We start from the raw sequence: 24,436 nt of genomic DNA, 5'->3' as shown, positions 1-24,436 counted from the left end.
CGTAGGGGCAAAACATCTTTTGCCCTTACATTGTGCATAGTGATATGATATGAGATATTTTCCCGTAGGGGCATATTGCAATACGTCCGTACACAATATTTTCCAAACAAAGAAAGGTAACATCACACCTTAAATAAAACCAAAAATAACTGACATATAACTACTATTACAAACATAACGATTTATGAAACAAGCATTTTTATTCATCACACTTTGGGCTTTGGTAAGTACATCTTGCAGCAAAGCAGAACATACTGAACCCTCAAAAGAACAAGAAATCCCTAAGCCGGAGCAAGAAGCTCCAAAAGGAAATATATCCAAAGAGAAGGTCAAACAATTTTTCGTAGAACACCTATCGGGTAAAATGACGTCTTTTCAAGAAGGGAAAACCTTGTCGCTTACTGAAATAGCCCATACGCAACAAGAAATTTGGCAAAGTTGGAAAGAAGCAAACCAAAGTTTTTCTGAAGAGAAGTTAGGAGATTTAGCTCCTCTTACCAATGCTACTCAAGGCAATCGTTGGCAACTTCCTGTTAACTTGGAGGCAAATGCTACAATGCCTTTCTATTGGGCTTCCAAAGGCAATCAACCTGAAAAAGGGTATCCGCTTTTTGTGTATATGCACGGGTCGGGCGATAAACATCAGGAGTGGGCTAACGGAAAGATTCTTGCACAACGCTTTGAAGATGCTCCATCTGCCTATTTCATTCCGCAAATTCCCAATACGGGCGAACTATATCGTTGGTGGCAAAAGTCAAAACAATTTACTTGGGAGAAACTACTCCGATTGGCTTTTCTTTCAGGGAAAGTAGACGCTAATAGAGTGTATTTCTTCGGAATATCTGAAGGAGGTTACGGAAGTCAGCGATTAGCTTCTTTTTATGCTGATTATTTAGCGGGAGCAGGTCCGATGGCAGGAGGCGAACCACTCATAAACGCTCCGGTAGAAAACTGCCGAAATATTGCTTTTTCACTGCGAACAAGGGCAAACGATAATATGTTTCATCGAGATTTATTTACTCGATATGCTAAAGAAGAATTTGAAAAGTTTAAAGCCGAAGACCCTCAGGGATTTGTACATCACATTGAGTTGATTCCTAACAAAGGACACGGAATAGACTATCGCCCTACGACACCTTGGCTAAAGCAATATACACGTAATCCGCATCCGAAAAAAGTAGTTTGGGAGGATTTCCCGATGGACGGCATCTACCGAAAAGGATTTTATAACATTGCCATCAAAGAACGTGGAGCAGAACGTGTGCGTTACACGATGAACATCATTGATAACAAAGTAAGTATCAATGTTGATGAAGTTACTTATAAGGGAATTGAAAGAAGTCCTCGTTGGAACTTATTCACGAAATATCAAAAAACGCATATTCCTTTGCAGAAAGGAAAATTTGTTGTTTATTTGAACCAAAATTTGGTGGATTTCAGCAAAGAAGTTACTGTTGTAGTGAATAATAAACAAGTTTTTAAAGGAATGCTACAATCTGATGTTCAACACCTTGTGAATAGCTGTGCTACTTTCTTTGACCCTGAAAGAGTATTCCCTGCTGCAGTGGAAGTACACCTAAATTAAAATAGAAAATAAATTAAAAAATCAATATATAAAATGTTAGAGATAAAGAACTTACACGCCTCTGTAGAGGATAAAGAAATTTTAAAAGGCATCAACCTGAATGTAAAAGCAGGTGAGGTTCACGCCATTATGGGACCTAATGGAGCAGGAAAATCCACGCTTTCGGCAGTGATTTCGGGCAATGAAAACTTCGAAGTTACTGAGGGAGACATCATTTTGGAAGGAGAAAGCATTTTGGAAGACGCTCCCGAAGAAAGAGCCCATAAGGGAATATTTATGTCCTTTCAATATCCTGTGGAAATCCCCGGAATTTCCGTTACAAACTTCATAAAAACTGCGGTAAACGAAGCGAGAAAAGCTCGTGGTGAAGAGGAAATGCCTGCGGCTGAACTTCTAAAGAAAATCCGCGAGAAAGCTGAACTTTTGGAAATCAACAAAGATTTCTTATCTCGTTCGCTCAACGAAGGTTTTTCAGGGGGAGAAAAGAAACGTAACGAAATCTTCCAAATGGCAATGCTTGAGCCAAAAGTCGCAATATTGGACGAAACAGACTCCGGATTGGATATCGACGCTCTTCGTATCGTGGCAAACGGAGTAAACAAACTAAAAAGCCAAAACAATGCGGTAATTGTTATCACACACTATCAGCGTTTGTTGGAGTACATCGTTCCGGATTATGTTCACGTACTTGCCGATGGAAAAATCGTGAAGTCGGGCGGAAAAGAACTCGCTCTCGAACTTGAAGAAAAAGGCTATGATTGGCTAAAATAAAAACAAATCAAATAACAAAAGGTTTAAAGCAAACGCTTTAAACCTTTTGCTTTTTGATAACATATTCGAGCATTAAAACAAATTGATTTGAAGAAGTGTAATTTGAAGGGGGGCATTAAAGCGAAGTTTAAATTGATAAGTATAAAAATGTTTTTGTAATTTTGGCTTTTCTGAAGATGAAGCAAAAAGAATAAAAAACGATTAAAAATAGTAATATGGCAAGGATATTAACAGGCATACAAAGCACAGGAACTCCTCACTTAGGAAATATTTAGATGTCAAGTATAAAACATCTCTATTAATTTCTACGACCTTTAAAACAATCAAACAAAACAAACAACTATGAAGAAGGTATATTTAATGATTTTGTTTTTAACTTCATTCTGCGGTTTTTCACAAACGGAGGAAGAGGTACGCAAAGAACTTGAGGAACTTTTTACCAATTGTAAAAATACAAATCCCAATGATATTCTTCCCTTTTATGTGGATAGAAAATTAGGACTTATGAATAGGAAAACGATGCAAACCCTCGTTAAGCCAATTCATACCAGTATTTACATTGAAAGTTTTTCTCCGATTAGAGGAAAAGTGATTTATAGTGCATTTGATGAGCATTATTACACATTTTCGATTGACAACAATTGGAAAATTTCAACTAAAGAAGAAATAAATTACAGTTGTGTTTTACATTCTCCTCCTTATAAAAAACCAAAATATGAATTTGTACCTTCGGATAAGTTATCAAAAGGGTTTCAGATAAAAAACAGAACTGTATTTTTCGCCAAAGAATATGAAAGCTGTAACTATTTTCGAGATAATGATGTTTTTAAGTATAAAGGAAAATACTATTTAATTGTATGTAAAAAAGTTGAAGATGGATATTTGTATGCTATCATAGACCAACAAGGCAATATTTCAGAGCATTTTAATTACAAACATTCGTGGATTGATGTAAACAAATATACTTCCAATGAAAATGACGTTTGGTTTAAAGTTCAAGACTCGGCAATGAGTAAGAATAGAGTGATGAGCTTTATCAATATGTCAGGAGAAGAAAAATTGAAGAATCAAGTTCCTGATGATATTTCTGCCTTAACGGTAATTTTCGGCTACGGAATAGCCAAAAATATTAATAAAGAAAATTATGCTGTTGTGGATTTGGTAAAAATGGAATGGGTTATTCCTCCGCAAGAGAAATTGGTTTTCAGAGACTTAATTGTGGACACCGACAAGAAAGTTAATCGGCACGATATTAAAAATCGGGCAAAATATCGTATTCTGATAAGCACAGATAGCTATTCAAAAAGTTTTTATATGGACTTCAGCGGAAAAAAAATCCTTCCGAAAGAGTTTGACAATCAAGAAGAAAACCTAACTCCAGAAACATTTGCCCAAAATAAGATAAAAGACTTCTTCAAAGACTACGATGCGAACACCATTGGCAATATTTTGTATTTCCAACGAGGATTTGACACAGGATACATTGATGCAGAAACAATGGAAGAAATCGTTCCGCCTTCAGGCAGTCCAATCTTAATACAAGGGGAGCTTTCTACTCCAAAAATAAAAGGGAATTTCTATTCTCACAACGGATTTTTTGAGTTTGAATACCACCCTACAAGTGGCTTGGAACTGAAACCTTACAAAAAATATGCTTCTCTACATCCAATTGGTGACCTAAACATAGAGGAAGTAAAAACAGAGATAAAGACCATTTATGTTGAGGGAAAACCCAAAAAAGCAACTCCCAACAACAAGAATTTTGAATATGTTGACATCATTACTCATAACGAAAACACCTATGTTTTAGCTCGAAAGTTATCAAAAGAAAATTCTATGATGGGAATTGTTAATGCAAAAGACAAACCTTTGCCTTCTTTTGAGTTTGAATACGAAACGATTGAGCAAAATACGTTTGCAAAAGATAATATTTGGTTTCTGACCAAGAAAAAAGGAGAAGAATACAGCCATTTTACGAGTATTTCGGGTGATACAAAAACTCTGTTCATCAAGGAAATAAAGAAAAAACGATTAGGATACGCCATTGCAGAATCTATAAATAATACAATGGGAGTTATTGACCTTACCACAATGCAATGGGTTATCAAACCTCAAAAGCAGTTACATTTTTTAGATTTCAGACATACCTCAAAAGAAGAAATTGACACACAAAACATTGAAAATAGAACAAAAGCAAGGCTATATATTCTCGTATATCAAGATGATTATCAATACTTCATTGATTTGAAAGGCAAAAAATATATTCCTGAAAAATATTTGAAGGAATAACTCTTAAAAATATACATGTTATAAAATTCACAGCCGTCCGAAAGTTTTTTGAAAACGACATAAAAACCCTTGTCAACCCTTTATTTATAAGGGCAGACTTGTTTTTTGTGCGGAATTATCTCTGTCAAAGAGTGTGTTTTCAGGTAGTTTTTTTGCTTTTTTTACGGTGTGTTTCAGTTCGTTGCAGACATAACTCAGCGTCAGATAGTGCATCAGACAGACCCTTATTTTCTCGTAAAAATTACTAAATGCAGTCTTTTTATCGCTATGAAATCGCTTAATCAACTCCAATAGAAGACGCAAATCAAAGCTACATAAATCTGTGATTTCACCGCATTTTCACTCGTGCCAAGAAAAGTTTTTATCTGTAAATTTTGCTTCATAGCCTTGTTTGAAGTCAAAACGATGATTTCATCTTTGAGGATGTCGTGGTCTTTTTCATCAGGCAATCCAAGTTGATCGTCCCAAACGGTGTGAATTTTGAGTCCGCCTTTAGCTGTCCGAATCAAGCGAAGCGTATCATGAACACCTTTGAAACAAATAAAATTTTGTGAATAAATTTCGCCCAGTTGAAAAGGCTTAAACACAGGCTAATGGTAGTACTGTCAATGATTTTTATTTTGTGGTTTTGGATTTCATCGATGATATGACTTTGATGTTTGGCTTTTAAAGAGTGTTTGTAGTACTTTAAAAGACTGGAATACAAATCTTTAAATACTCCATAATGTCTTACTTTGTTTCCATCACTCATTGTTGATTTTGTGGGACTTTGTTTGAGTTGGAGATCGCTTAGGAAAGTGCTACTTACTGATAATCCGCAACTTATGTCGGATAGCGTATAGCATTTATTCAGCTGTCCGAAAGTTAGTGCCTCCAATTGATCGCGAGTTTTATAGGCAGATTTTCCTTTATCTGACTGATGTTTAGCGATTTTCGCTCTTAAAATATGCGTAGGAATGAGATCTAAAATTTGTCTGATTACGGGTTTATTTGTATTTTTGCTTTGCCTGAGGAGTGTCATAATTGAAAATATTTGGGAAAATTTCAAATATACGACATTCTCAGGCAACTTTTATTTTAAAAGTTTCGGATAGTTGTGCTAAAAAATACAAGATTTCTTTGGGAGTTGAATCTAAACAACAAAAAAACAGTTTTATTTTACCTTATTTCACAAAAAAATAATTACCTTTGCGCTCAACATGGTTCGCAAAATAACAAGCATATTATTAACTATTTTCATCCTATTTTCAAATTCAGGATGGGGTTTTGATTTGCATTTTTGTCAAGAACAGCTAACTCACATTTCATTCAAATATATATACGCAACAGATAATGAGGACATATGTTCTTCTTTATCAAAAGATTGCTGTATTATCTATGATGATAATCTTTCATCAAGTGAAGATCTTCACGACGAATGTTGTGATGGCGATTTTTTCGAGTCATCGGATTATGACAACGGAAAAATTACCACAAAATCTTTTGAGTGGCATTTGTATCCATGTGTTTTAACACAAATATCAGTCGCTCAACCCCCATTTATAATAACCAAAAAAACAAAAAAAAGCATTCCTGCATTTTATGTAGATTCGAATGCTCCTCCTCTTTATAAGCTATATTGTCAGCTCGTATTTTATGCATAAATTTACTTTTTAGTATGATTGCGTCAAATTCATAAAACATTTTATCTCATTGATAATATGCTTTTTATGACTTCGTGTACATTTGATTATAATTTAAAAAGTAAAAAATACATAAAATACAAAATAATAATGAAAAAATATATATTTATGCTTTTAGGCATTTTGCCTATTGGCATTTTTTCCCAAGAGTATGTAAAAGGAAACGTTTTTGACCAAGAAAAACAACCTATGACAGGGGTAAATGTTTATTGGGAAGGAACTTCCATAGGTGTTTCTACTAATGATGAAGGTGGATTTACAATAAAACGAACTCAAAAAACGAATGTATTAATCATTAGTTACATAGGATTTGAAACAGAACGATTAACCATAACTTCATCAACCCCTTTAGAGGTTATATTAAAAGCTGAAAACAATCTAGACGAAGTGGTTGTGACTCATAAAAGAGCCACCACTATTCGTGCTAAATATCAAATTGCTAATTTACAAACCATGAGTAGTGGTGAACTTTTAAAAGCTGCTTGTTGTAACCTTTCAGAAAGTTTTTCTACAAACCCTTCTATTGACGTAAATTTTTCAGATGCCGTAACAGGAAATAAGCAAATTAAAATGCTTGGACTTACAAGTCCTTATATCTTAATGGCAGAAGAAAACATACCCACGCTTAGGGGGGCTCTACAAGCCTATGGAATGTCGTTCGTTCCTGGTACTTGGATTGAAAGTATTCAAATTACCAAAGGAGCAGGAAGTGTTATCAATGGATATGAAAGCATCTCAGGACAAATTAATTACGAATTTTTGAAACCTGCAACTGATATTCCTTTCTTTTTGAATTTATACGGCTCACAGGACAGTCGATTCGAAATTAATGCTCATTTGAATCATAAAATTTCCCCTAAATTAAGTACCTCTATCTTAACTCATGGAAATATAACCCGCCAAAAAAATGACCATAATCATGATGGTTTTCTTGATATGCCAATAGGCAATCAAATCAATGTATTAAATAGATGGCAATATACTGATAATGAGAACGGTTGGGTAAGTTTCTTAAATCTGAACTATATGAAGGATGAGCGTCAAGCTGGGCAACTAAACTTTGACCCTTCAAAAGAAAAAAAATCTAAAAAAAATTGGGGAAGCGAAATTGATTCCGAAAAGCTAAGTGTTTCAAATAAAATAGGATACGTTTTCCCTGATGCTTCGTACAAAAGTTTCGGATTCCAAAATGCGTTCTTATCCCATCGTCAAAACTCGTATTTTGGTATGAATCAATATGATATACATCAAAAAAGTTGGTATTCAAATTTATTATACAATTCGATCATCAGCAATACGAAAAACAAATTTGCTACTGGTTTCAATATTGTTTACGATGATTTTTACGAATGGATTGACTCAAATTTTGAAGCAAATTACTCTCGAATTGATAAATCAATAGGTGTTTTTTTTGAATATACGTACGACAATTTGGATAATTTGAGTTTGGTAGCTGGAGTTCGTGCCGATAGTCATAACCATTTAGGAAATTTTATCACACCTCGATTCCATTTACGATATATCCCTTGGAATGAATCAACTTTGCGAATTTCGGCAGGAAGAGGAAAACGAATGGCTAATATTTTCGCTGAAAATCAACATCTTTTCATATCAAACAGAGATTTCAATATCATTCAAAAAAATGATAAAATATACGGTTTGAACCCTGAAATCGCTTGGAACTACGGAATTAGCTTTCTTCAATCTTTCTATATATTAAACCGCAAAGCGGAATTCGTAATTGATTGGTACGGCACTTCTTTTGAAAATCAAGTCGTTATCGATTTAGATAATTCTCCTCAGCAAGTTTGGTTTTATGATTTAGAAGGGAAAAGTTTCGCCAATTCATTTCAAGCGGAATTTAGTCTTTCTCCAATACAAGGATTAGATGTTAAAAGTGCGTACAAATATTACGATGTTAAAACACAATACATTAAAAATCAAATGGAAAAACCGCTAACTCCAAAACATCGTTTCTTTGTGAATATTGGATATGAGACCGAAGAAAAGCATGAAAAAAATCATAGTAAATGGAAGTTTGACTTCACCTACAATTGGATAGGAAAACAACGACTTCCTTCTACAAAACAAAACCCAACACCTTATAGATTAGAAGATTACGCTCCTTCTTTCAGAATTTTTAATGCTCAAATAACCAAAGTTTTCTCACATAACTTCGAAATATATCTTGGAGGTGAAAACATAGGTAATTATAAACAAGATAACGGAATTTTAGCTGCTAAAGATCCTTTTGGCTCATTTTTTGATGCTACAATGCTGTATGCTCCAGCATTTGGCAGAATGATTTATGGAGGTTTACGCCTAAAAATCAGAAATTTTAAACACTAATTTAAATTTATACCCATTTATGAGAAATATTTTATTTTTAATCACAAGTTTACTCTGCTTAACTTTAGTAAACGCACAAGAAACGAAAGAAATCAACAAGAACAAAAAAGCAGAATTCCCTGTGGGTGGGAATTGCCAAATGTGTAAAAAACGTATTGAAAAAGCTGCTTATTCGGTTAAGGGGGTGAAAAGTGCAGATTGGAATGTAGATAGCGGGAACATGAAAATAGTTATTGATGAGCGTAAATGTTCTGTGGAAGATGTACAAAAAGCGATTGCTAAAATAGGGCATGATGCAGGTAAAATCAAAGCTGATGAAAAAACGTATGAAAAACTACATCATTGTTGCTTATACGAACGATTACCTGAATAATTCAGTAAAAAGTTCCATATAATAAAAATTTAAAAGTCTCGGGGTTTGAAGTAACCAAAAATATAGAATCAATTCCCGAGTACCTTTTTTATCATTGATAAAATCATCAGAGAAATGACCAATACATATATTTTAGCTATCGAATCTTCGTGTGATGATACCTCTGCAGCAGTTCTAAAAAATGATTGTGTACTCTCAAATGTTGTTGCTAATCAAGATGTTCACCGAAAGTATGGCGGTGTAGTTCCCGAATTAGCTTCTCGAGCACATTTGCAGAATATCGTACCTGTAGTAGACCGTGCGTTAAAAGAAGCCAGAATATCACAAAACGAATTATCAGCAATTGCATTCACACGAGGGCCAGGACTAATGGGATCACTATTAGTCGGCACTTCTTTTGCTAAATCCCTTTCAATGGGGCTCAACATTCCTCTTATTGAGGTGAACCATATGCAAGCTCATATTTTAGCTCATTTCATTGATGAGGGAACTAAAAAACCTGAATTTCCTTTTCTAGCGATGACTATCAGTGGTGGACATACGCAAATAGTCCGAGTTGATAGTTTTTTTTCTATGGAAGTCTTGGGTGAAACTTTAGATGATGCTGTAGGAGAGGCTTTTGATAAAACTGCTAAAATTTTAGGTCTCCCCTACCCTGGAGGACCTCTTATTGATAAATATGCAAAAGAAGGAAATCCGAAAGCCTTTTCTTTTCCAAAACCTCAAACAAATGAATTGAATTTCAGTTTTTCAGGATTAAAGACAGCTGTATTATATTTCGTCCAGAAACAGACAAAGGAAAACCCCAATTTTATTAAGGAAAACATGCCCGACATCTGTGCTTCGGTACAACATACCATTATCGACATACTAATGTCCAAGCTAAAAAAAGCAGTAAAACAGACTAATATAAAACAGATTGCCATCGGTGGCGGCGTGTCTGCCAATTCTGGTATCCGCGAAACATTACAATCTTTGGGAGAAAAATACGGTTGGGAAACCTACATTCCAAAGTTTGAATACTGTACAGATAACGCTGCTATGATTGGCATTGTTGGATACCATAAGTATAGAGAAAACCTATTTACAAGCCAAGAAGTTACAGCAAAATCCCGCTGGGAACTTGGGAATGAGCATTGATTCTCAAAATATTCAACCAAATTGTGATTGAGGTTGACTAAAAAGAGGTGTAACGCCTACTTTTATTAGGAATATTATCTTCATTCATTGAAAAGATTTATAAACAATTTCGCCAAAGTTATGATTCTTAAGAATCATAACTTTGGCAACAATTAGAATACATTTTCCAATTCAGTGATTGTTATTAGAAAAGAGTTCCTTATCTACTTCTATAAGCATTTAGTGCTTCGATAATAATCTCACAACCAATTTCGATTTCTGCTTCAGTCAATGTCAATGGAGGCGACAGACGAACGGCTCTTCGCTCAAAAAGTAACCAATAGACTATCAGTCCTTTATCTTGACAATAGTTAACTACAAAATCAGCCATTTCAGCCGATTGCAAGATTATTGCTAACATCAATCCTCGCCCGTTAACACTTTCAATAAATGGGTGTTGTAAATATTTCCGAAATAGTTTTTCTTTCTCTACAGTTTGTGCCATAAGATCGGTAGTAAGCAACTCTTTTAAGGTAGCTAAGGAAGCAGCAGCTATGACGGGATTTCCTCCAAAGGTAGTAATATGTCCCAATTTTGGGCTGTGGGATAACAACTTCATCAACTCGTTGGACGCTACAAACGCTCCGACAGGCAATCCACTCGCCATTCCCTTACCGATGGCGATGATATCAGGTACGAAACCGTAGTTTTGGAATCCAAACAACGTCCCTGTACGCCCAAAACCTGGCTGAATTTCATCAATAATAAGCAATGCTCCTACCTCTTCACAGCGTCTTTTAACTTTTACTAAATAGTCATTTTGCGGTTCTATGAATCCTGCTCCTCCTTGAATACTTTCTAAAACAACTCCTGCTGTACGGTGAGTAATTTTCTGAATATCAGATTCATTATTAAATTCAATAAAATCCACATCAGGCAATAATGGACGAAAAGGTTGCTTACGCTCTTCGTACCCCATCAAACTCATGGAACCTTGGGTATTTCCATGATAGGCATTTTTAGCTGCTATAAGTTGGGTACGTCCCGTGGCTCGTTTGGCAAGTTTCACAGAGCCTTCGATGGCTTCCGTTCCAGAATTTACTAAATAAGTAGTATTCAAATTTTCAGGCAGATGCTCTGCTAACAATTTACAAAAATCTACAGCTGGTTTTTGAACATATTCACCATAAACCATCACATGCATATAGGTTTCGCACTGTTTTTGAATTGCTTCCACTACCTTTGGATGGCAATGTCCTAAAGTACAAGCCGAAACCCCTGCTACAAAATCTAAATATTTTTTACCGTCAGTGGTGAAAATATAGTTTCCCTTGGCATGTGAAACCTCCAACAACATCGGATAGGGCGATGTAGGAGCTTGATATTTTAAAAAATCTTCTTTTTGGGATAGGTTTGACATAAAAATTCTTATCAACGCACGAAAAGATTGGGAGAAAAACTTTCTTTACCTCCCAATCCTCTGAATTAATTTATTAATTACAAAAAATCAAATAAATGAATACCAATAGATTACTTCTGTGTTTTACGCAACCATTGGTTCATATCTACTTCTTTAAATATGATATTGTGCAAATCGCTAATATTCACACGAGTTTGCTCCATAGTGTCACGATGGCGGAGAGTAACGGTATTGTCTTCCTTAGTTTGGTGATCAACCGTTACACAGAAAGGCGTTCCTGCGGCATCCTGACGGCGGTAACGACGACCTACGGCATCCTTCTCGTCATAGGCTACGTTGAAATCATATTTCAAATCATCAAAAATTTCACGGGCAATTTCTGGTAATCCGTCCTTCTTCAACAATGGTAAAATGGCTACTTTAGTAGGAGCTAACACAAATGGCAAACGCAAAACGGTTCGGGTTTCGCCTCCTTCCAACGTTTCCTCTTGCAAGGCGTTTGAAAATACTGCTAAGAACAAACGATCAAGTCCCACTGACGTTTCTAACACATAAGGAACGTAGCTCTTATTCTCCTCTGGGTCAAAATATTGCAATTTTTTACCTGAATATTTTTCGTGATTACTTAAATCAAAATCAGTACGCGAGTGAATACCTTCTAATTCTTTGAATCCGAACGGAAACTTGAATTCAATATCGCAAGCCGCATCGGCATAGTGAGCCAATTTTTCATGATCGTGAAAACGATAATTTTCTTCCCCTAAACCTAATGATAAGTGCCAATTTAAACGCGTCTCTTTCCAATAGTCATACCATTGTTGTTGCGTTCCTGGTTTGATAAAAAACTGCATTTCCATTTGTTCAAACTCTCGCATACGGAAGATAAATTGCCGTGCAACTATCTCATTTCTAAATGCTTTACCTGTTTGAGCGATTCCAAAAGGAATTTTCATACGCCCTGTTTTTTGCACATTAGAAAAGTTTACAAAAATTCCCTGTGCTGTTTCAGGACGCAGATATAGATCCATTGCAGTGTCCGTGGTAGCACCTAATTTTGTTCCAAACATCAGGTTGAATTGCTTCACTTCTGTCCAATTTTTGCTTCCCGAAATAGGACACACGATTTCCAATTCTTCTATCAAGGCTTTTACATCGGCTAAGTCTTCATTTTCAAGTGATTTTGCCAAACGCTTCAGAATACTATCCGCCTTTTCTTTATATTCAATAACTCGAGCATTAGTAGTTACAAATTGCTGTTTATCAAAAGATTCTCCAAAACGTTTTGCCGCCTTGGCTACTTCTTTTTCTATTTTATCTTCAATTTTTGCTACATAATCTTCGACCAACACATCAGCGCGATAACGTTTTTTAGAATCTTTGTTATCGATAAGAGGATCGTTAAATGCATCAACGTGTCCTGAGGCTTTCCAAGTGGTTGGATGCATAAAAATTGCTGCATCAATTCCTACTATGTTTTCGTGCATTTGCACCATTGCTTTCCACCAATACTCCCGTATGTTTTTCTTTAATTCCACTCCATTTTGAGCGTAATCATATACTGCACTGAGTCCATCATATATCTCACTTGATTGAAAAATATAGCCGTATTCCTTGGCGTGTGAAATAACTTGTTTAAATAATTCTTCTTGATTTGCCATTTGTCCTAATATATTATGGTGATAAAAAATATATTTTAACTGCAAACTTAGTAAATATATTTCAAAAATTATTATATTTGCCGTAGATAAAATAACAAAATATGTCTTTTTCAGGTTTACTATCTGTGATATTTCCTGAATACTGCTCAGGGTGTGGTCAGGTTTTAGGACATGAGGAGACATTTCTGTGTATTTATTGTAGAGGAAAACTCATTGAAACACAATTACATTTGCACAAAGACAATAGATTGTTGGAACGGTTTTACGGTCAATGTGAGTTGTTTGGAGCTACCTCTTTGTTTTATTTCCATAAGGACAGTGTGGTTCAGCATTTGATTCACCAATTAAAATACCAAAAAAAGGAATCTATTGGTGGGTGGTTAGGCGAATGGTTAGGTGAAAAAATAAAAAACGTTCCTCATTTTCAAGAAATTGATGTAGTTATACCCGTTCCGTTGCATAAAAAAAAGTTAAAAATGCGAGGATACAATCAAGTAGCTCTTTTTGGACAAAAGTTGGCTCAAATTTTGAAGGCTAACTACGTAGATGATGTACTTATAAAAGTGAAAGCCAACACTACGCAAACAAAAAAAGACTTATGGAGTCGTTTCAAGGATAGTGAAAACATTTTCTCAGTACAAAATACTGAAAAAATTGAAAATTGCAAAATTTTATTAGTCGATGATTTAATCACTACGGGGGCTACTATCGAAAGTTGTTACACCCAATTGGTCAAGGCTAAAAATGTTAATATAGGAATTGCCTCAATGGCATACTCTCTGCTTGGGCACTGAATTAAAAAAAAATAAACCTAAATAATAATATTATTAATTTAAAATTTTAGTATAAATGAAGAAAATCGTAAGAATCGCAACAGCTACATTGTTTATGTTTGCTATAACTAATGTTCAAGCTACAACTTTGGGTGAAGAAGTGAACGTGTCAATTGAAAAAACGACACAGGATCAGGATGGAGTTAAACAAGATAAAGAGAAAAAATCTTGTTGCAAAAGTGGAAAATCGAAAGATAAAGAATCTTGTTCCAAAGAGAAAAAATCTTGCTCTTCTAAAGAGAAAAAATCTTGCTCTTCTAAAGAGAAAAAATCTTGTTGTAAAAGCGGAGCAGCAAAAGACAAGGAGTCTTGCTCTAAAGAAAAAGAAGTAAAGTAATTATTTATTGAAATGTAATTTTTAAGAGGCCACCTTTTTGTAGTGTGGCTTTTTCTATACCTCAATAAAATAAAAGACAAAAAAGTATTTTATTTGAAAAATAATTGTATCTTTGCGCAAGATTAAATAAGTTAAACATGGAACTAAAAAACAAAACCATTGGAGAGATTGTAGCTGAGGACTTCCGGACAGCCGCTATTTTCAAAAAATACGGAATTGATTTTTGTTGCAAAGGCGGAAGAACTATTACAGAGGCCTGTGACAAAAAAGATTTAAATGAAAATCAACTCATCAATGACCTAAACACTATCACTAAAGAAAAAGATGATTCTTTAAAAGTAAATGATTGGTCTCTTGACCTTTTAACAGATTACATCGTCCGTAAACACCACAATTACGTTAGAGAGAAAACGCCTTACTTGTTGCAGTTTTTAGATAAACTTTGTCGAGTTCACGGCGGCAGACATCCTGAATTAATTGAAATAAACAAGCTATTCACAGAAAATACGTACGAATTAGAAAAACGTATGGAAAAAGAAGAGCAGGTTTTATTCCCTCTCATCGGAGAATTGACACATAGCCAACAAAATAATCAAGCTTTTCTAAACCTAAATTTTGAAAAAATCACAAACACAATCTCAATAATAAAAGAGATGTTTACTACGGAGGCTCATCGTTTTGAATCAATTTCACAACTAACTGACAAGTATACACCTCCTATGGATGCTTGTAGTACTTATCGTGTAGCTTTTGCAATGCTCCAAGAGTTTGAGGAAAATTTACTCCAATCTATTCATTTAGAAAACAATATACTCTTTCCGAAAATAGTTGATTTAAAAACTCAACTAAATTAAGTTCAATATTAAATCTGTTTGAGTTTCAACACTCAAGCAGATTTATTTTGCTTAATTTAAGATTTTTACTCTTGAACATTACAAATTTTCCTTTCTCTTCAATTCAAAACAGCATATAACTTTTACATTAGTAAGAACTTAATTTTTAACACTTTTCTTTTTACAGTATCGTCTATTCTCTTCTTTACAATAAGAAAAAAACTTTGTCAAAATCAAAAGATTTCAACAAAGTTTTTCTTTTCACCTATTGATATTCAATTACATATACGCTTCAATTGGAGCACATGAACAAATCAAATGACGGTCACCATGCGCTTCATTTACACGACGTACAGTAGGCCAGAATTTATTTTCTGCAATATACTCCAGAGGGAAAGCAGCTTTCTGACGGCTGTAAGGTAAATTCCAAGTATCGGCAGTAATCATTGACAAGGTGTGCGGTGCGTTTTTCAGCACATTAGCCTCATCTGTTGGTGTAGCCTCTTCAATCTCTCGACGAATAGAAATCATGGCACTGATGAAACGATCTAGTTCATTTTTACTTTCACTTTCAGTAGGTTCTACCATCAAGGTTCCTGCCACTGGGAAAGAAACCGTTGGAGCGTGGAATCCGTAGTCCATTAATCGTTTTGCAATATCAGTAGCTTCGATTCCGTTTTGTTTGAACGGACGACAGTCCAAAATCATTTCGTGGGCAGCACGTCCTTGCTCTCCCGTATAGAGGATTTCATAGTAATTTTTCAAATTTTCTTTCAAGTAGTTAGCATTCAAAATCGCATAACGTGTAGCGTTTGCTAATCCTTCTGCTCCTAACATTTTGATATAAGCATACGAAATCAAACATACGTAAGCACTTCCATAAGGAGCTGATGAAACTGCTGTGATGGCTTCATTTCCTCCTGTTGAAACAATTGGATTCGTAGGCAAGAAAGGTGCTAAGTGTTTGGCTACACAAATAGGTCCAACCCCTGGCCCTCCTCCTCCGTGAGGAATAGCGAATGTTTTGTGTAAGTTTAAGTGGCACACATCTGCTCCAATAGTTCCAGGGTTGGTAAGCCCCACTTGTGCATTCATGTTTGCTCCATCCAAATAAACCTGTCCTCCATTTTCATGGATAATATTAACAATTTCTACGATTGATGATTCAAACACTCCATGCGTTGAAGGATAAGTAATCATCACTGCAGCTAAATTATCTTTATGTTTTTCAGCTTTTTCTTTTAAATCAGCAACATCAATATTTCCGTGAGCATCCGTTTTAGTTACTACTACTTCCATACCTGCCATTACTGCTGATGCTGGATTGGTTCCGTGAGCCGATGAAGGTATTAAACAGATGTTACGATGTCCTTGTCCATTTGAGATATGATACTGACGAATGACCATTAATCCCGCGTATTCACCATTTGCTCCAGAGTTAGGTTGTAACGATGTAGCCTCGAAACCTGTGATGATGGACAAGGATTTTTCTAATTCCGTGAGCATTTCTTGATATCCAAGAGCCTGATTTTTAGGCACAAATGGATGTATGTTTGCCCACTGTCCCATACTCAAGGGCAACATTTCAGTAGCGGCATTCAGCTTCATCGTACAAGAACCTAATGAAATCATTGAGTGATTCAATGCTAAATCTTTACGCTCTAATTTCTTGATATAACGCATCATATCCGTTTCACTGTGGTATGAATTAAACACAGGAGCGGTTAAAAATTCTGAGGTACGCACTAAATCCGAAGGAATGGCGTTCGCTGTATCCAAAGTAGTTACTTCTTCTACTGATTTTCCAACTACTTCTGCAAAAACAGTAATGATTTGGTTCAACTCAGCAACTCCCGTAGCCTCATTAACAGAAATCAAAACAGTGTCTTGATTTGGATAAAAGAAATTTATTTCGTGTTTCTCCGCAATAGTTTTTACCTTTTGTGCATCTGCTTTGATAGAAATGGTGTCAAAAAATGTTTTTGTTGTAACAGTAACACCCAATTTTTCCAAACTGTTTTTCAATGTAACCGCCGTTTGGTGGATTCTTTCTGCAATAAACTGCAATCCTTTAGGACCATGGTAAACGGCATACATTCCTGCCATTACTGCTAATAACACTTGTGCTGTACAGATATTTGAAGTCGCTTTATCTCGCTTGATATGTTGCTCACGAGTTTGCAAAGCCATCCTCAACGCAGGGTTTCCATCTGCATCGATGGTAATCCCGATAATACGACCAGGTATTGAACGTTTATATTCTTCACGGGTAGCAAAATATCCTGCGTGAGGGCCTCCATATCCTAACGGAATACCGAAACGTTGGGATGTTCCAACTACAACGTCAGCACCAAACTTTGCAGGAGCTTCCAATAACACTAAACTCAACAAATCGGCAGCAACTACTACTTTAATTCCTAAATCGTGAGCTTTGTTTACGAAATCCGCATAATTAAACACCTCACCATTATTAGTGGCAGGATACTGCACAATAGCACCAAAATAAGTGTCGTCCAATGTGATAGTTTCGTGATTTCCAACCACTAACTCAATTCCGAAAGGATTGGCACGTGTTTGTAAAACAGAAAGTGTTTGTGGCAACACTGTTTCTGAAACAAAAAATTTGTTAGCGTTATTCTTTTTTTGTTCACGTGAACGCAAATCAAACACCATTGCCATTGCCTCTGCTGCCGCAGTTCCCTCATCTAAAAGAGATGCATTAGCAATCTCCATGCCTGTTAATTCAATAACTACAGTTTGATAGTTCAACAAAGCCTCCAAACGACCCTGTGCAATTTCTGCTTGGTAAGGAGTATAAGCCGTGTACCAACCTGGATTTTCAAAAATATTTCGCTTGATCACAGAAGGAGTCAATGCTTCGTGATATCCCAAACCGATATACGATTTGAAGATTTTATTTTTTTGAGCTAATTCAGTAATATGTTGTAAGAAATGATGTTCGCTAATACCTTTTGGAAGATTTAAAGCAGATTTTAAGCGAATGTCTTTGGGAATTGTCTGATCAATAAGTTGATCTAAACTTGCAGCACCAATGGTTTGTAACATTTCAGCCGCGTCTTCTTTTGAGATACCGATGTGGCGTATGCTAAAATTTTCTGTATTCATAATTATAAATAAATCTTTTGAAATTAAGCACAAAGCTACGACTAAAAATATAATTTTGCAAGAAATAGGCAATGGATTTTAAGTGCTATTCCTTGCTAACTCTGTACTAATAGTACTTTCAGAGACTCCGAGTTTCTATGGTATAAATTTTTGTGTCATTCCGCTTTCTAAATACACTTCAATTGCGTATCTCCAAAGCTAAAGGAAGTTTTTTTTCTTTTTCCCATCAGGATTTTTGGTAACCACTAATTCGTAAGTGATTTTCCCTTTTTGTTGAGCTTTTAGTCCGAATATAGGTAGAAGTATTAGTACAAAAAGAATATTTCTCATATGTTTATACATTAATTTCAACTTTAAAATAGGCTGTCCTTAAAAGTCAATTCTAAAGAAAAGTTTATATTCAACATCCTGAATATAAACACTTTATTTTCTTCAATTATCAAAACTTTACTTTTCGGACAGCCTCTTTTTGTATTACTGGTCAGCAGGGTTTGTTTCAGAATTGGGTACAAATTCAATGCTTTTATTGAGCTTTTCCAATTTGGTCTCTACCTTACTAATGTTTCGTTGTATTTTTTGCATTTTTCTTTCGCTTTTTGCCAAATTTCTATTAGCTTTTTGTGCCTTTTTCAAAGCTGTTCGTGCTCTTCGTGCTTTTTGTGCTGCATCCGAAGCGTCATCAGAATTTGAAAAAGAAGAAGTTTTCTCGTCGGCATTAGCATTTATTTTTGCTACTTCATCACGAAATCCTGCTGTTGCGATACGTTCTTTTTCTAATTCAATTTTTAAGTTATTAAGTTTGGTATTCAAAGATAAAATTTCCTCTTTGGCTTCCAAACGCTTCAATTCTGGTGATTTTGTGCTTCCACAAGCTGTTAGCATAACTAATGCTAAACCTAAAAACAAGTTTCTTTTCATAAAATGATTTTTAAATTTGTTTTACAATGATACGAAAATAATTTTATAAATTATATTTTTTACACTTATTTAACTTTTTAATTGCTCTATTTTGTATTTTATTACTAAAAATATTTGTTTTGTAGATAAGTGTTAGTATTAATGACCAATTCACCTTTTACTGATCACTGAAGGTCTACCGTCATCTGTTTCAATACAATGTGAAATCCAAGCAAAACGAAAGTAATAAAAACAAAAAATAAAATCATCAATATTTTTATTTTTCGAATTTTATTCGTATCTTTATACACGAAAAAGGAAGGATAAAAAACTAACGAGATTTATCATTCCGAATGAACTGATTATTAATGTGTAAAAACTGATGAAATGAAAAATATTCTTGTTACTACCGATTTTTCTGAGAAATCAATCGCCTCTTTGAAAGTGGCAATTGGTTTAGCGAAACGCCAAAAAGCACAAATTTTTTTGTTGCATGCTCTTGAATTACCCTTTAGATTAGTAACTCAAAGTGAGGTTTCTATTCCCGAAGCGATGTATTTTCTAAACTTATCAAAACAACGTTTCTCTGACATTAAAAAAGAAATTGGTGAGGATGTTGAAATTAAGGATATTATAGAAACACAGCCATTAACGGATTCCGTTCAAGAGGCTATTGAGAAATATAATATAGATTTGGTGTTTATGGGTTCCAACGGGGCATCTGGCTCTAAGGAGCTTTTCATTGGATCAAATGCCGAAAAGGTGATTCGTTCGGCGAGTGTTCCTGTGTTGGTAATCAAAAATCCAGAAGAAAAATTACAAATTAAGCACGTTATGTTCGCATGTGATTTTTCAAAAAAATTCTTAAAACCATTTGAGAAAGCAGTGAAGTTTGCAAAATTGTTCAACGCTAAGGTTGATTTGGTGTATGTGAACACTCCATACCAGTTTTTGACTACTACAGAAATTAACGAACGTATGAAAGAATTCCTCTCATCCACGGATAAGGTGTCGGCTAAGAAATTTGAAACACATGTTTACAACGACATTCGTGTAGAAACAGGAATTTTGAACTATGTTGCAGAAAATAACGTTGATTTGGTTTGTATGTTCCCAAGTGGACGCCGTGGTATTGCTCACTTCTTCAATGGAAGCATCAGCAGTGATTTGGTAAATCATGCAACAAAACCTGTATTAACCATTAAACTATAATACAAAAAATGTAAAAATGGCGCTTTTTTTCCGAAAAAAGCGCCATTTTTTATTTAATCATCTCATTTTACTAAAAATCAATCCTTTTAAAACAGTTCTTCCGCATCAAATTGGGATTATTTCTGTGGAGTGTTTTTCAAAATCTCTAACAAATATTTCCAGAATTTCTGTACAGAAGAGATGCTTACCTTTTCATCGGGTGAATGAGCTCCTCGGATAGTAGGCCCAAAGCTAATCATCTCCATTTCAGGATAGTTTTGCCCTAAAATTCCACATTCCAACCCAGCATGACAAGCTACTACGTTAGGTTTTTCACCAAAAAGGACTTCGTATTGCTCTTTGAGAACCTTTAATATCGAAGCATTGACATTTGGTTCCCAACCTGGATAACTCCCTGTAAAGGTTACTTCACATCCTGAAAGTTCGAAAGCTGAACGCAACGCATTTGCTAAATCGAATTTTGCTGACTCTACAGACGAACGTGTTAAGCATAACACCTTGATTTCTCCGTCCTTGATAATTACTCTTGCGATGTTATTGCTCGTTTCTACCAAATCCTCTATGGTTCGGCTCATGGCATATACTCCGTTATGGGCAGTGTAGATTGATCGCAAAATTCCTTCTTGTACTCCTAACTCCATTACCCTTTCAGGCGTAGCTATGTTTTCCAACGTGATAACAAGTTGCGGTTCAGTTACAGCAAGTTCGTGTTGAATAGTTTTAACAAGTTGTTGAAATTCAAACTGAAAAGCCTCATTTTGCACCTTATCTACTACTATGGTCGCAACACTCTCTCGCGGGATAGCGTTACGCAAACCTCCTCCATTAAGCTCGGCTATTCGAAGTCCAAAATTTTCAAATCCGTCGAAAAGTAAGCGATTCATAATCTTGTTAGCATTCCCGAACCCTTTATGAATATCCATTCCGCTATGCCCTCCTTGTAATCCTTTTACAGTTATCTTATAGGAGGTTACGTTATCAGGCGTTTGCTCTTCGTCATATTCGCGATAGGCAGTAACATCCACTCCTCCAGCACATCCTATGTCGATTTCATCATCTTCTTCAGTGTCTAAATTCAGAAGTATATCACCTTTGAGCAACCCTCCCTTGAGTCCAATCGCCCCAGTCATACCCGTTTCTTCATCAATAGTAAAGAGAGCTTCAATGGCAGGATGAGCAATATCAGTACTTTGCAGAATTGCCATAATGGCAGCCACACCAATTCCGTTATCAGCACCAAGTGTAGTTCCTTCTGCTTTAACCCAATCACCATCAATTCTCATTTTGATACCTTCCGTGTCAAAATCAAAAATAGTGTCGTTATTTTTTTGATGCACCATATCCAGATGAGATTGCAACACTACAGTTTTGCGATTTTCCATCCCTTTGGTGGCTGGTTTTTTGATAATTACGTTACCAACTTCGTCTTTTAATGTTTCGAGGTTCAGTTTTTTTCCAAAATCCATCATAAAAGCAATAACTTTCTCCTCCTTTTTTGATGGACGTGGCACTGCATTAAGATCTGCAAAATTCTCCCACAAAGCCTTTGGATCTAAATTTCGTATTTCTGTACTCATATAATGTTGTTTAATAAATTATTTTTCGTATATGCGTACAAAGTTAATCATAAAAATCTGTACTTTTGCAAAAAACAAAAGAAAAGTCACTTTTTAATACACGCAAATAAACCAGTTTATAGCGTATCGTTTCTTTGGAAATTGAGGAGTGAATTTTAGTGCTTTAGAAGTTAATTTGCTACTTGGAAGCTCCCTTAATTTGGAAAAATATTTCAAATCTATATACTAAACCTTAAAATCATCAATGAAACTCAAGTATGTTTTTTACATTTTTTTTGTGAGTATCTGGATTGTTTTTCGCAACAATTCTGAATTGACCGAATCCATTTACAGTACAGGAATATATCCATACATCGCCATCATTCAACATTATACATGGGGGTGGTTACCGTTTTCATTCGGTGACATTTTTTACACAATTTCAATAGGTTACATCCTTTATTTTATCCTGAGAAAGGGCAAGAATCTGTGGAAACGCCCACTTTGGTTTTTCGATAAATTACTTTTTTTTGTAGCGTTGGTGATGTTTGCTTTTTTCTTCCTTTGGGGGTTCAATTATTTTCGAAAACCTCTGTCCGAAACTTTACAGATAGACACAAAGTACACCGAAGAAGAGCTTTATAAAGCTACACAACTATTTGTTAATGAAGCAAATAACCTGCATAAAATCTTAGCAAAAGAGGATTCTGTTAAGGTAGATTTTACGCTTTCTCACAAAGAAATATATAAACTTGCATACCAAAGTTATCCATTAGGTTACGAAAAAATCACCGATTTTGTCAGTATAAAAAGCGTTAAACCTTCCCTGTACAGCGCCTTTTTGACCTACATGGGCTACAGCGGTTACTTGAATCCATTCACAAACGAGGCTCAAGTTAATGGAAAACTCATAGGCTACTCACTTCCAGTTACAGTCTGTCACGAAATTGCTCACCAAATGGGGTATGCCGCTGAGGATGAAGCTAATTATTTGGGATATTTATCTGCACAAAAAAGTGAAAATCAATATTTTAAATACAGTGCTTCGCTGTTTGGCTTACGTTATCTGCTGAACGAAGTCTACAAAGTAAATCCTGAAAAATACGACGAATTTACATCGAAAGTTAACAAGGGAATTTTCAAAAATTATAAAGAAGTTCGGGAATTTTGGATGCAGTACGAAAACAAAGCTGAGCCAATTTTCAAAGCCAGTTACGACGCTTTTCTAAAAGCAAACAAACAACAACACGGCATACAAAGCTATAACTTAGTGGTCGGCTTACTTATAAAAAATAAAATAAATAATTGACAAACAGAGTGTTGCATAATTCAATTACCACCACATCACACGTTAACAACGTCTATTACTATCATTAAAAATATTCTGTCTGTTAATTTCGCTTACAATTTTATTTAATATGGTTATACATTGAGACAAATCACTTTTAAACACTTAAAATGTTAAAAATCAGCGGTTAATTTCATAATAAATGACAGAAAACAAAAAAATATGTGATTTTGAATAAAAAAACATGTGATTTTTCTGTGTAATTTGAATTTAAGTAGTATATTTGCTTACAAAATTCCATTTAAAATAGATGACAACAGAAGTAAAACAAGAAGGAAAATTTTCATACATTGAAAAAGGGGAAGGAACCCCAATAATCCTCTTACATGGGCTGATGGGCGGATTAAGTAATTTTGAAGGTGTAATTTCTTTTTTTTCGAAAGCTAACTATAAAGTAGTGATTCCTCAGTTACCCTTGTTTTCAATGTCTTTACTTACCACATCTGTTAAAACTTTATCGAAATTTTTACACAAATTCATAAAGCACAAAAATTTTGAGGAAGTAATCCTGTTGGGGAACTCCTTAGGCGGACACGTTGGTTTGCTTTATACTAAATTACACCCAAATCGTGTGAAAGCCCTTATATTGACAGGAAGTTCAGGTCTTTACGAAAGTGCTATGGGCGATGGCTACCCTCGCCGAGGTGATTATGAGTTTATCAAAAAGAAGTGTGAAGAGGTGTTTTACGACCCTGCTATCGCTACCAAAGAGATTGTAGATGAAGCATTTAGAGACGTCAACGATCGAGGAAAACTCATCAAAACATTGGCTCTTGCTAAAAGTGCTATTCGCCATAATATGGCAAAAGATTTACCAAAGATGACGACTCCCGTTTGCCTAATTTGGGGCAGAAACGATATTGTAACGCCACCGCGTGTGGCTGAGGAGTTTCACGAATTATTACCCAATTCAGAATTATTCTGGATTGACAAGTGTGGACATGCCCCTATGATGGAACATCCAGATAAGTTTAACGAACTGCTAAACAGTTGGCTTATTAAACAGAATATACATTAAATTAAGAAGGAAAATCACTAAATACAGTGA

At 35.2% G+C, this 24,436-nt stretch carries 20 protein-coding genes; 12 read left to right on the top strand and 8 right to left on the bottom strand.

From position 1 onward, the window contains the following. Positions 1-184 precede the first annotated feature (184 nt). The 3 genes from CGC52_RS08995 to CGC52_RS08985 all read left to right on the top strand — a co-directional run bounded on the left by CGC52_RS08995 (position 185) and on the right by CGC52_RS08985 (position 4,645). Positions 185-1,585 carry a hypothetical protein gene (locus tag CGC52_RS08995; protein WP_095894157.1) on the top strand — a complete coding sequence of 467 codons (1,401 nt, stop codon included), beginning with the start codon at positions 185-187 and terminating at the stop codon, positions 1,583-1,585. A gap of 33 nt (positions 1,586-1,618) precedes the next feature. Beyond that, positions 1,619-2,356 (top strand): Fe-S cluster assembly ATPase SufC, encoded by a 738-nt coding sequence (gene sufC / locus CGC52_RS08990; RefSeq protein ID WP_013998035.1) that lies wholly within the window; start codon positions 1,619-1,621, stop codon positions 2,354-2,356. A 342-nt stretch (positions 2,357-2,698) separates the two neighbouring features. Next, on the top strand, positions 2,699-4,645 hold the full coding sequence (locus CGC52_RS08985) for a hypothetical protein (RefSeq protein WP_198540563.1): 1,947 nt from the start codon (positions 2,699-2,701) through the stop codon (positions 4,643-4,645). A gap of 281 nt (positions 4,646-4,926) precedes the next feature. Here the strand turns inward: CGC52_RS08985 and CGC52_RS11440 are convergent, their stop codons facing one another. Both CGC52_RS11440 and CGC52_RS11435 read right to left on the bottom strand, forming a co-directional pair. Continuing rightward, entirely contained in the window at positions 4,927-5,154 is a 228-nt protein-coding gene (locus tag CGC52_RS11440) for a hypothetical protein (protein ID WP_369800762.1), read from the bottom strand. Beyond that, positions 5,151-5,666 (bottom strand): DUF4372 domain-containing protein, encoded by a 516-nt coding sequence (locus CGC52_RS11435; RefSeq protein ID WP_369800721.1) that lies wholly within the window; start codon positions 5,664-5,666, stop codon positions 5,151-5,153. The genes CGC52_RS11440 and CGC52_RS11435 overlap by 4 nt, the downstream gene beginning before the upstream one ends. 748 nt (positions 5,667-6,414) lie before the next feature. Between CGC52_RS11435 and CGC52_RS08970 the strand changes: the two genes are divergently transcribed. From CGC52_RS08970 to tsaD, 3 genes are all read left to right on the top strand, one after another. Continuing rightward, a complete protein-coding gene (locus tag CGC52_RS08970) occupies positions 6,415-8,676 on the top strand; it encodes a TonB-dependent receptor (protein WP_095894506.1) in 2,262 nt (753 codons plus the stop codon). Positions 8,677-8,695: 19 nt separating this feature from the next. Further along, on the top strand, positions 8,696-9,049 hold the full coding sequence (locus tag CGC52_RS08965; RefSeq protein WP_042007504.1) for a heavy-metal-associated domain-containing protein: 354 nt from the start codon (positions 8,696-8,698) through the stop codon (positions 9,047-9,049). 114 nt (positions 9,050-9,163) lie between these two features. Beyond that, positions 9,164-10,189 carry a tRNA (adenosine(37)-N6)-threonylcarbamoyltransferase complex transferase subunit TsaD gene (gene tsaD / locus CGC52_RS08960; protein ID WP_095894155.1) on the top strand — a complete coding sequence of 342 codons (1,026 nt, stop codon included), beginning with the start codon at positions 9,164-9,166 and terminating at the stop codon, positions 10,187-10,189. Positions 10,190-10,388: 199 nt separating this feature from the next. On the opposite strand, the gene CGC52_RS08955 is transcribed toward tsaD, so the two are convergent. Then, positions 10,389-11,588: an aspartate aminotransferase family protein gene (locus CGC52_RS08955; RefSeq protein WP_095894154.1), complete on the bottom strand. Its 1,200-nt coding sequence runs from the start codon at positions 11,586-11,588 to the stop codon at positions 10,389-10,391. Positions 11,589-11,698: 110 nt separating this feature from the next. Further along, positions 11,699-13,246 carry a glycine--tRNA ligase gene (locus CGC52_RS08950; protein WP_095894153.1) on the bottom strand — a complete coding sequence of 516 codons (1,548 nt, stop codon included), beginning with the start codon at positions 13,244-13,246 and terminating at the stop codon, positions 11,699-11,701. A gap of 101 nt (positions 13,247-13,347) precedes the next feature. On the opposite strand from CGC52_RS08950, the gene CGC52_RS08945 reads away from it, so the two are divergent. From CGC52_RS08945 to ric, 3 genes are all read left to right on the top strand, one after another. After that, entirely contained in the window at positions 13,348-14,040 is a 693-nt protein-coding gene (locus tag CGC52_RS08945; RefSeq protein ID WP_095894152.1) for a ComF family protein, read from the top strand. A 55-nt stretch (positions 14,041-14,095) separates the two neighbouring features. Beyond that, positions 14,096-14,416, top strand: a complete 321-nt coding sequence (locus tag CGC52_RS08940; RefSeq protein ID WP_198540562.1) for a hypothetical protein — start codon at positions 14,096-14,098, stop codon at positions 14,414-14,416. A gap of 137 nt (positions 14,417-14,553) precedes the next feature. Next, positions 14,554-15,270 (top strand): iron-sulfur cluster repair di-iron protein, encoded by a 717-nt coding sequence (ric, locus tag CGC52_RS08935; RefSeq protein ID WP_042007513.1) that lies wholly within the window; start codon positions 14,554-14,556, stop codon positions 15,268-15,270. 258 nt (positions 15,271-15,528) lie between these two features. Here ric and gcvP read toward each other — a convergent pair whose 3' ends face one another. From gcvP to CGC52_RS08925, 3 genes are all read right to left on the bottom strand, one after another. After that, entirely contained in the window at positions 15,529-18,375 is a 2,847-nt protein-coding gene (gene gcvP, locus CGC52_RS08930) for an aminomethyl-transferring glycine dehydrogenase (protein WP_042007515.1), read from the bottom strand. A gap of 198 nt (positions 18,376-18,573) precedes the next feature. Then, on the bottom strand, positions 18,574-18,705 hold the full coding sequence (locus CGC52_RS11390) for a hypothetical protein (protein WP_255395910.1): 132 nt from the start codon (positions 18,703-18,705) through the stop codon (positions 18,574-18,576). A gap of 144 nt (positions 18,706-18,849) precedes the next feature. Then, the gene (locus tag CGC52_RS08925) at positions 18,850-19,293 is read right to left on the bottom strand and encodes a SlyB protein (RefSeq protein ID WP_095894151.1); all 444 of its coding nucleotides are present in this window, start codon (positions 19,291-19,293) and stop codon (positions 18,850-18,852) included. A gap of 366 nt (positions 19,294-19,659) precedes the next feature. Between CGC52_RS08925 and CGC52_RS08920 the strand changes: the two genes are divergently transcribed. After that, positions 19,660-20,484, top strand: coding sequence for a universal stress protein (locus CGC52_RS08920; RefSeq protein ID WP_095894150.1), 825 nt, complete (start codon positions 19,660-19,662; stop codon positions 20,482-20,484). Positions 20,485-20,600: 116 nt separating this feature from the next. Here CGC52_RS08920 and CGC52_RS08915 read toward each other — a convergent pair whose 3' ends face one another. After that, on the bottom strand, positions 20,601-22,061 hold the full coding sequence (locus tag CGC52_RS08915) for an aminoacyl-histidine dipeptidase (protein ID WP_095894149.1): 1,461 nt from the start codon (positions 22,059-22,061) through the stop codon (positions 20,601-20,603). Positions 22,062-22,305: 244 nt separating this feature from the next. Here CGC52_RS08915 and CGC52_RS08910 point away from each other — a divergent pair, with 244 nt between their 5' ends. After that, positions 22,306-23,349, top strand: a complete 1,044-nt coding sequence (locus CGC52_RS08910; protein WP_095894148.1) for a DUF3810 domain-containing protein — start codon at positions 22,306-22,308, stop codon at positions 23,347-23,349. 289 nt (positions 23,350-23,638) lie between these two features. After that, a complete protein-coding gene (locus tag CGC52_RS08905) occupies positions 23,639-24,406 on the top strand; it encodes an alpha/beta fold hydrolase (RefSeq protein ID WP_042347800.1) in 768 nt (255 codons plus the stop codon). Positions 24,407-24,436: the final 30 nt, after the last annotated feature.

The sequence above is a fragment of the Capnocytophaga sp. H2931 genome (assembly GCF_002302535.1).
GTDB lineage: Bacteria > Bacteroidota > Bacteroidia > Flavobacteriales > Flavobacteriaceae > Capnocytophaga > Capnocytophaga canis.
This window is presented reverse-complemented; position numbering and strand designations above follow the sequence as displayed.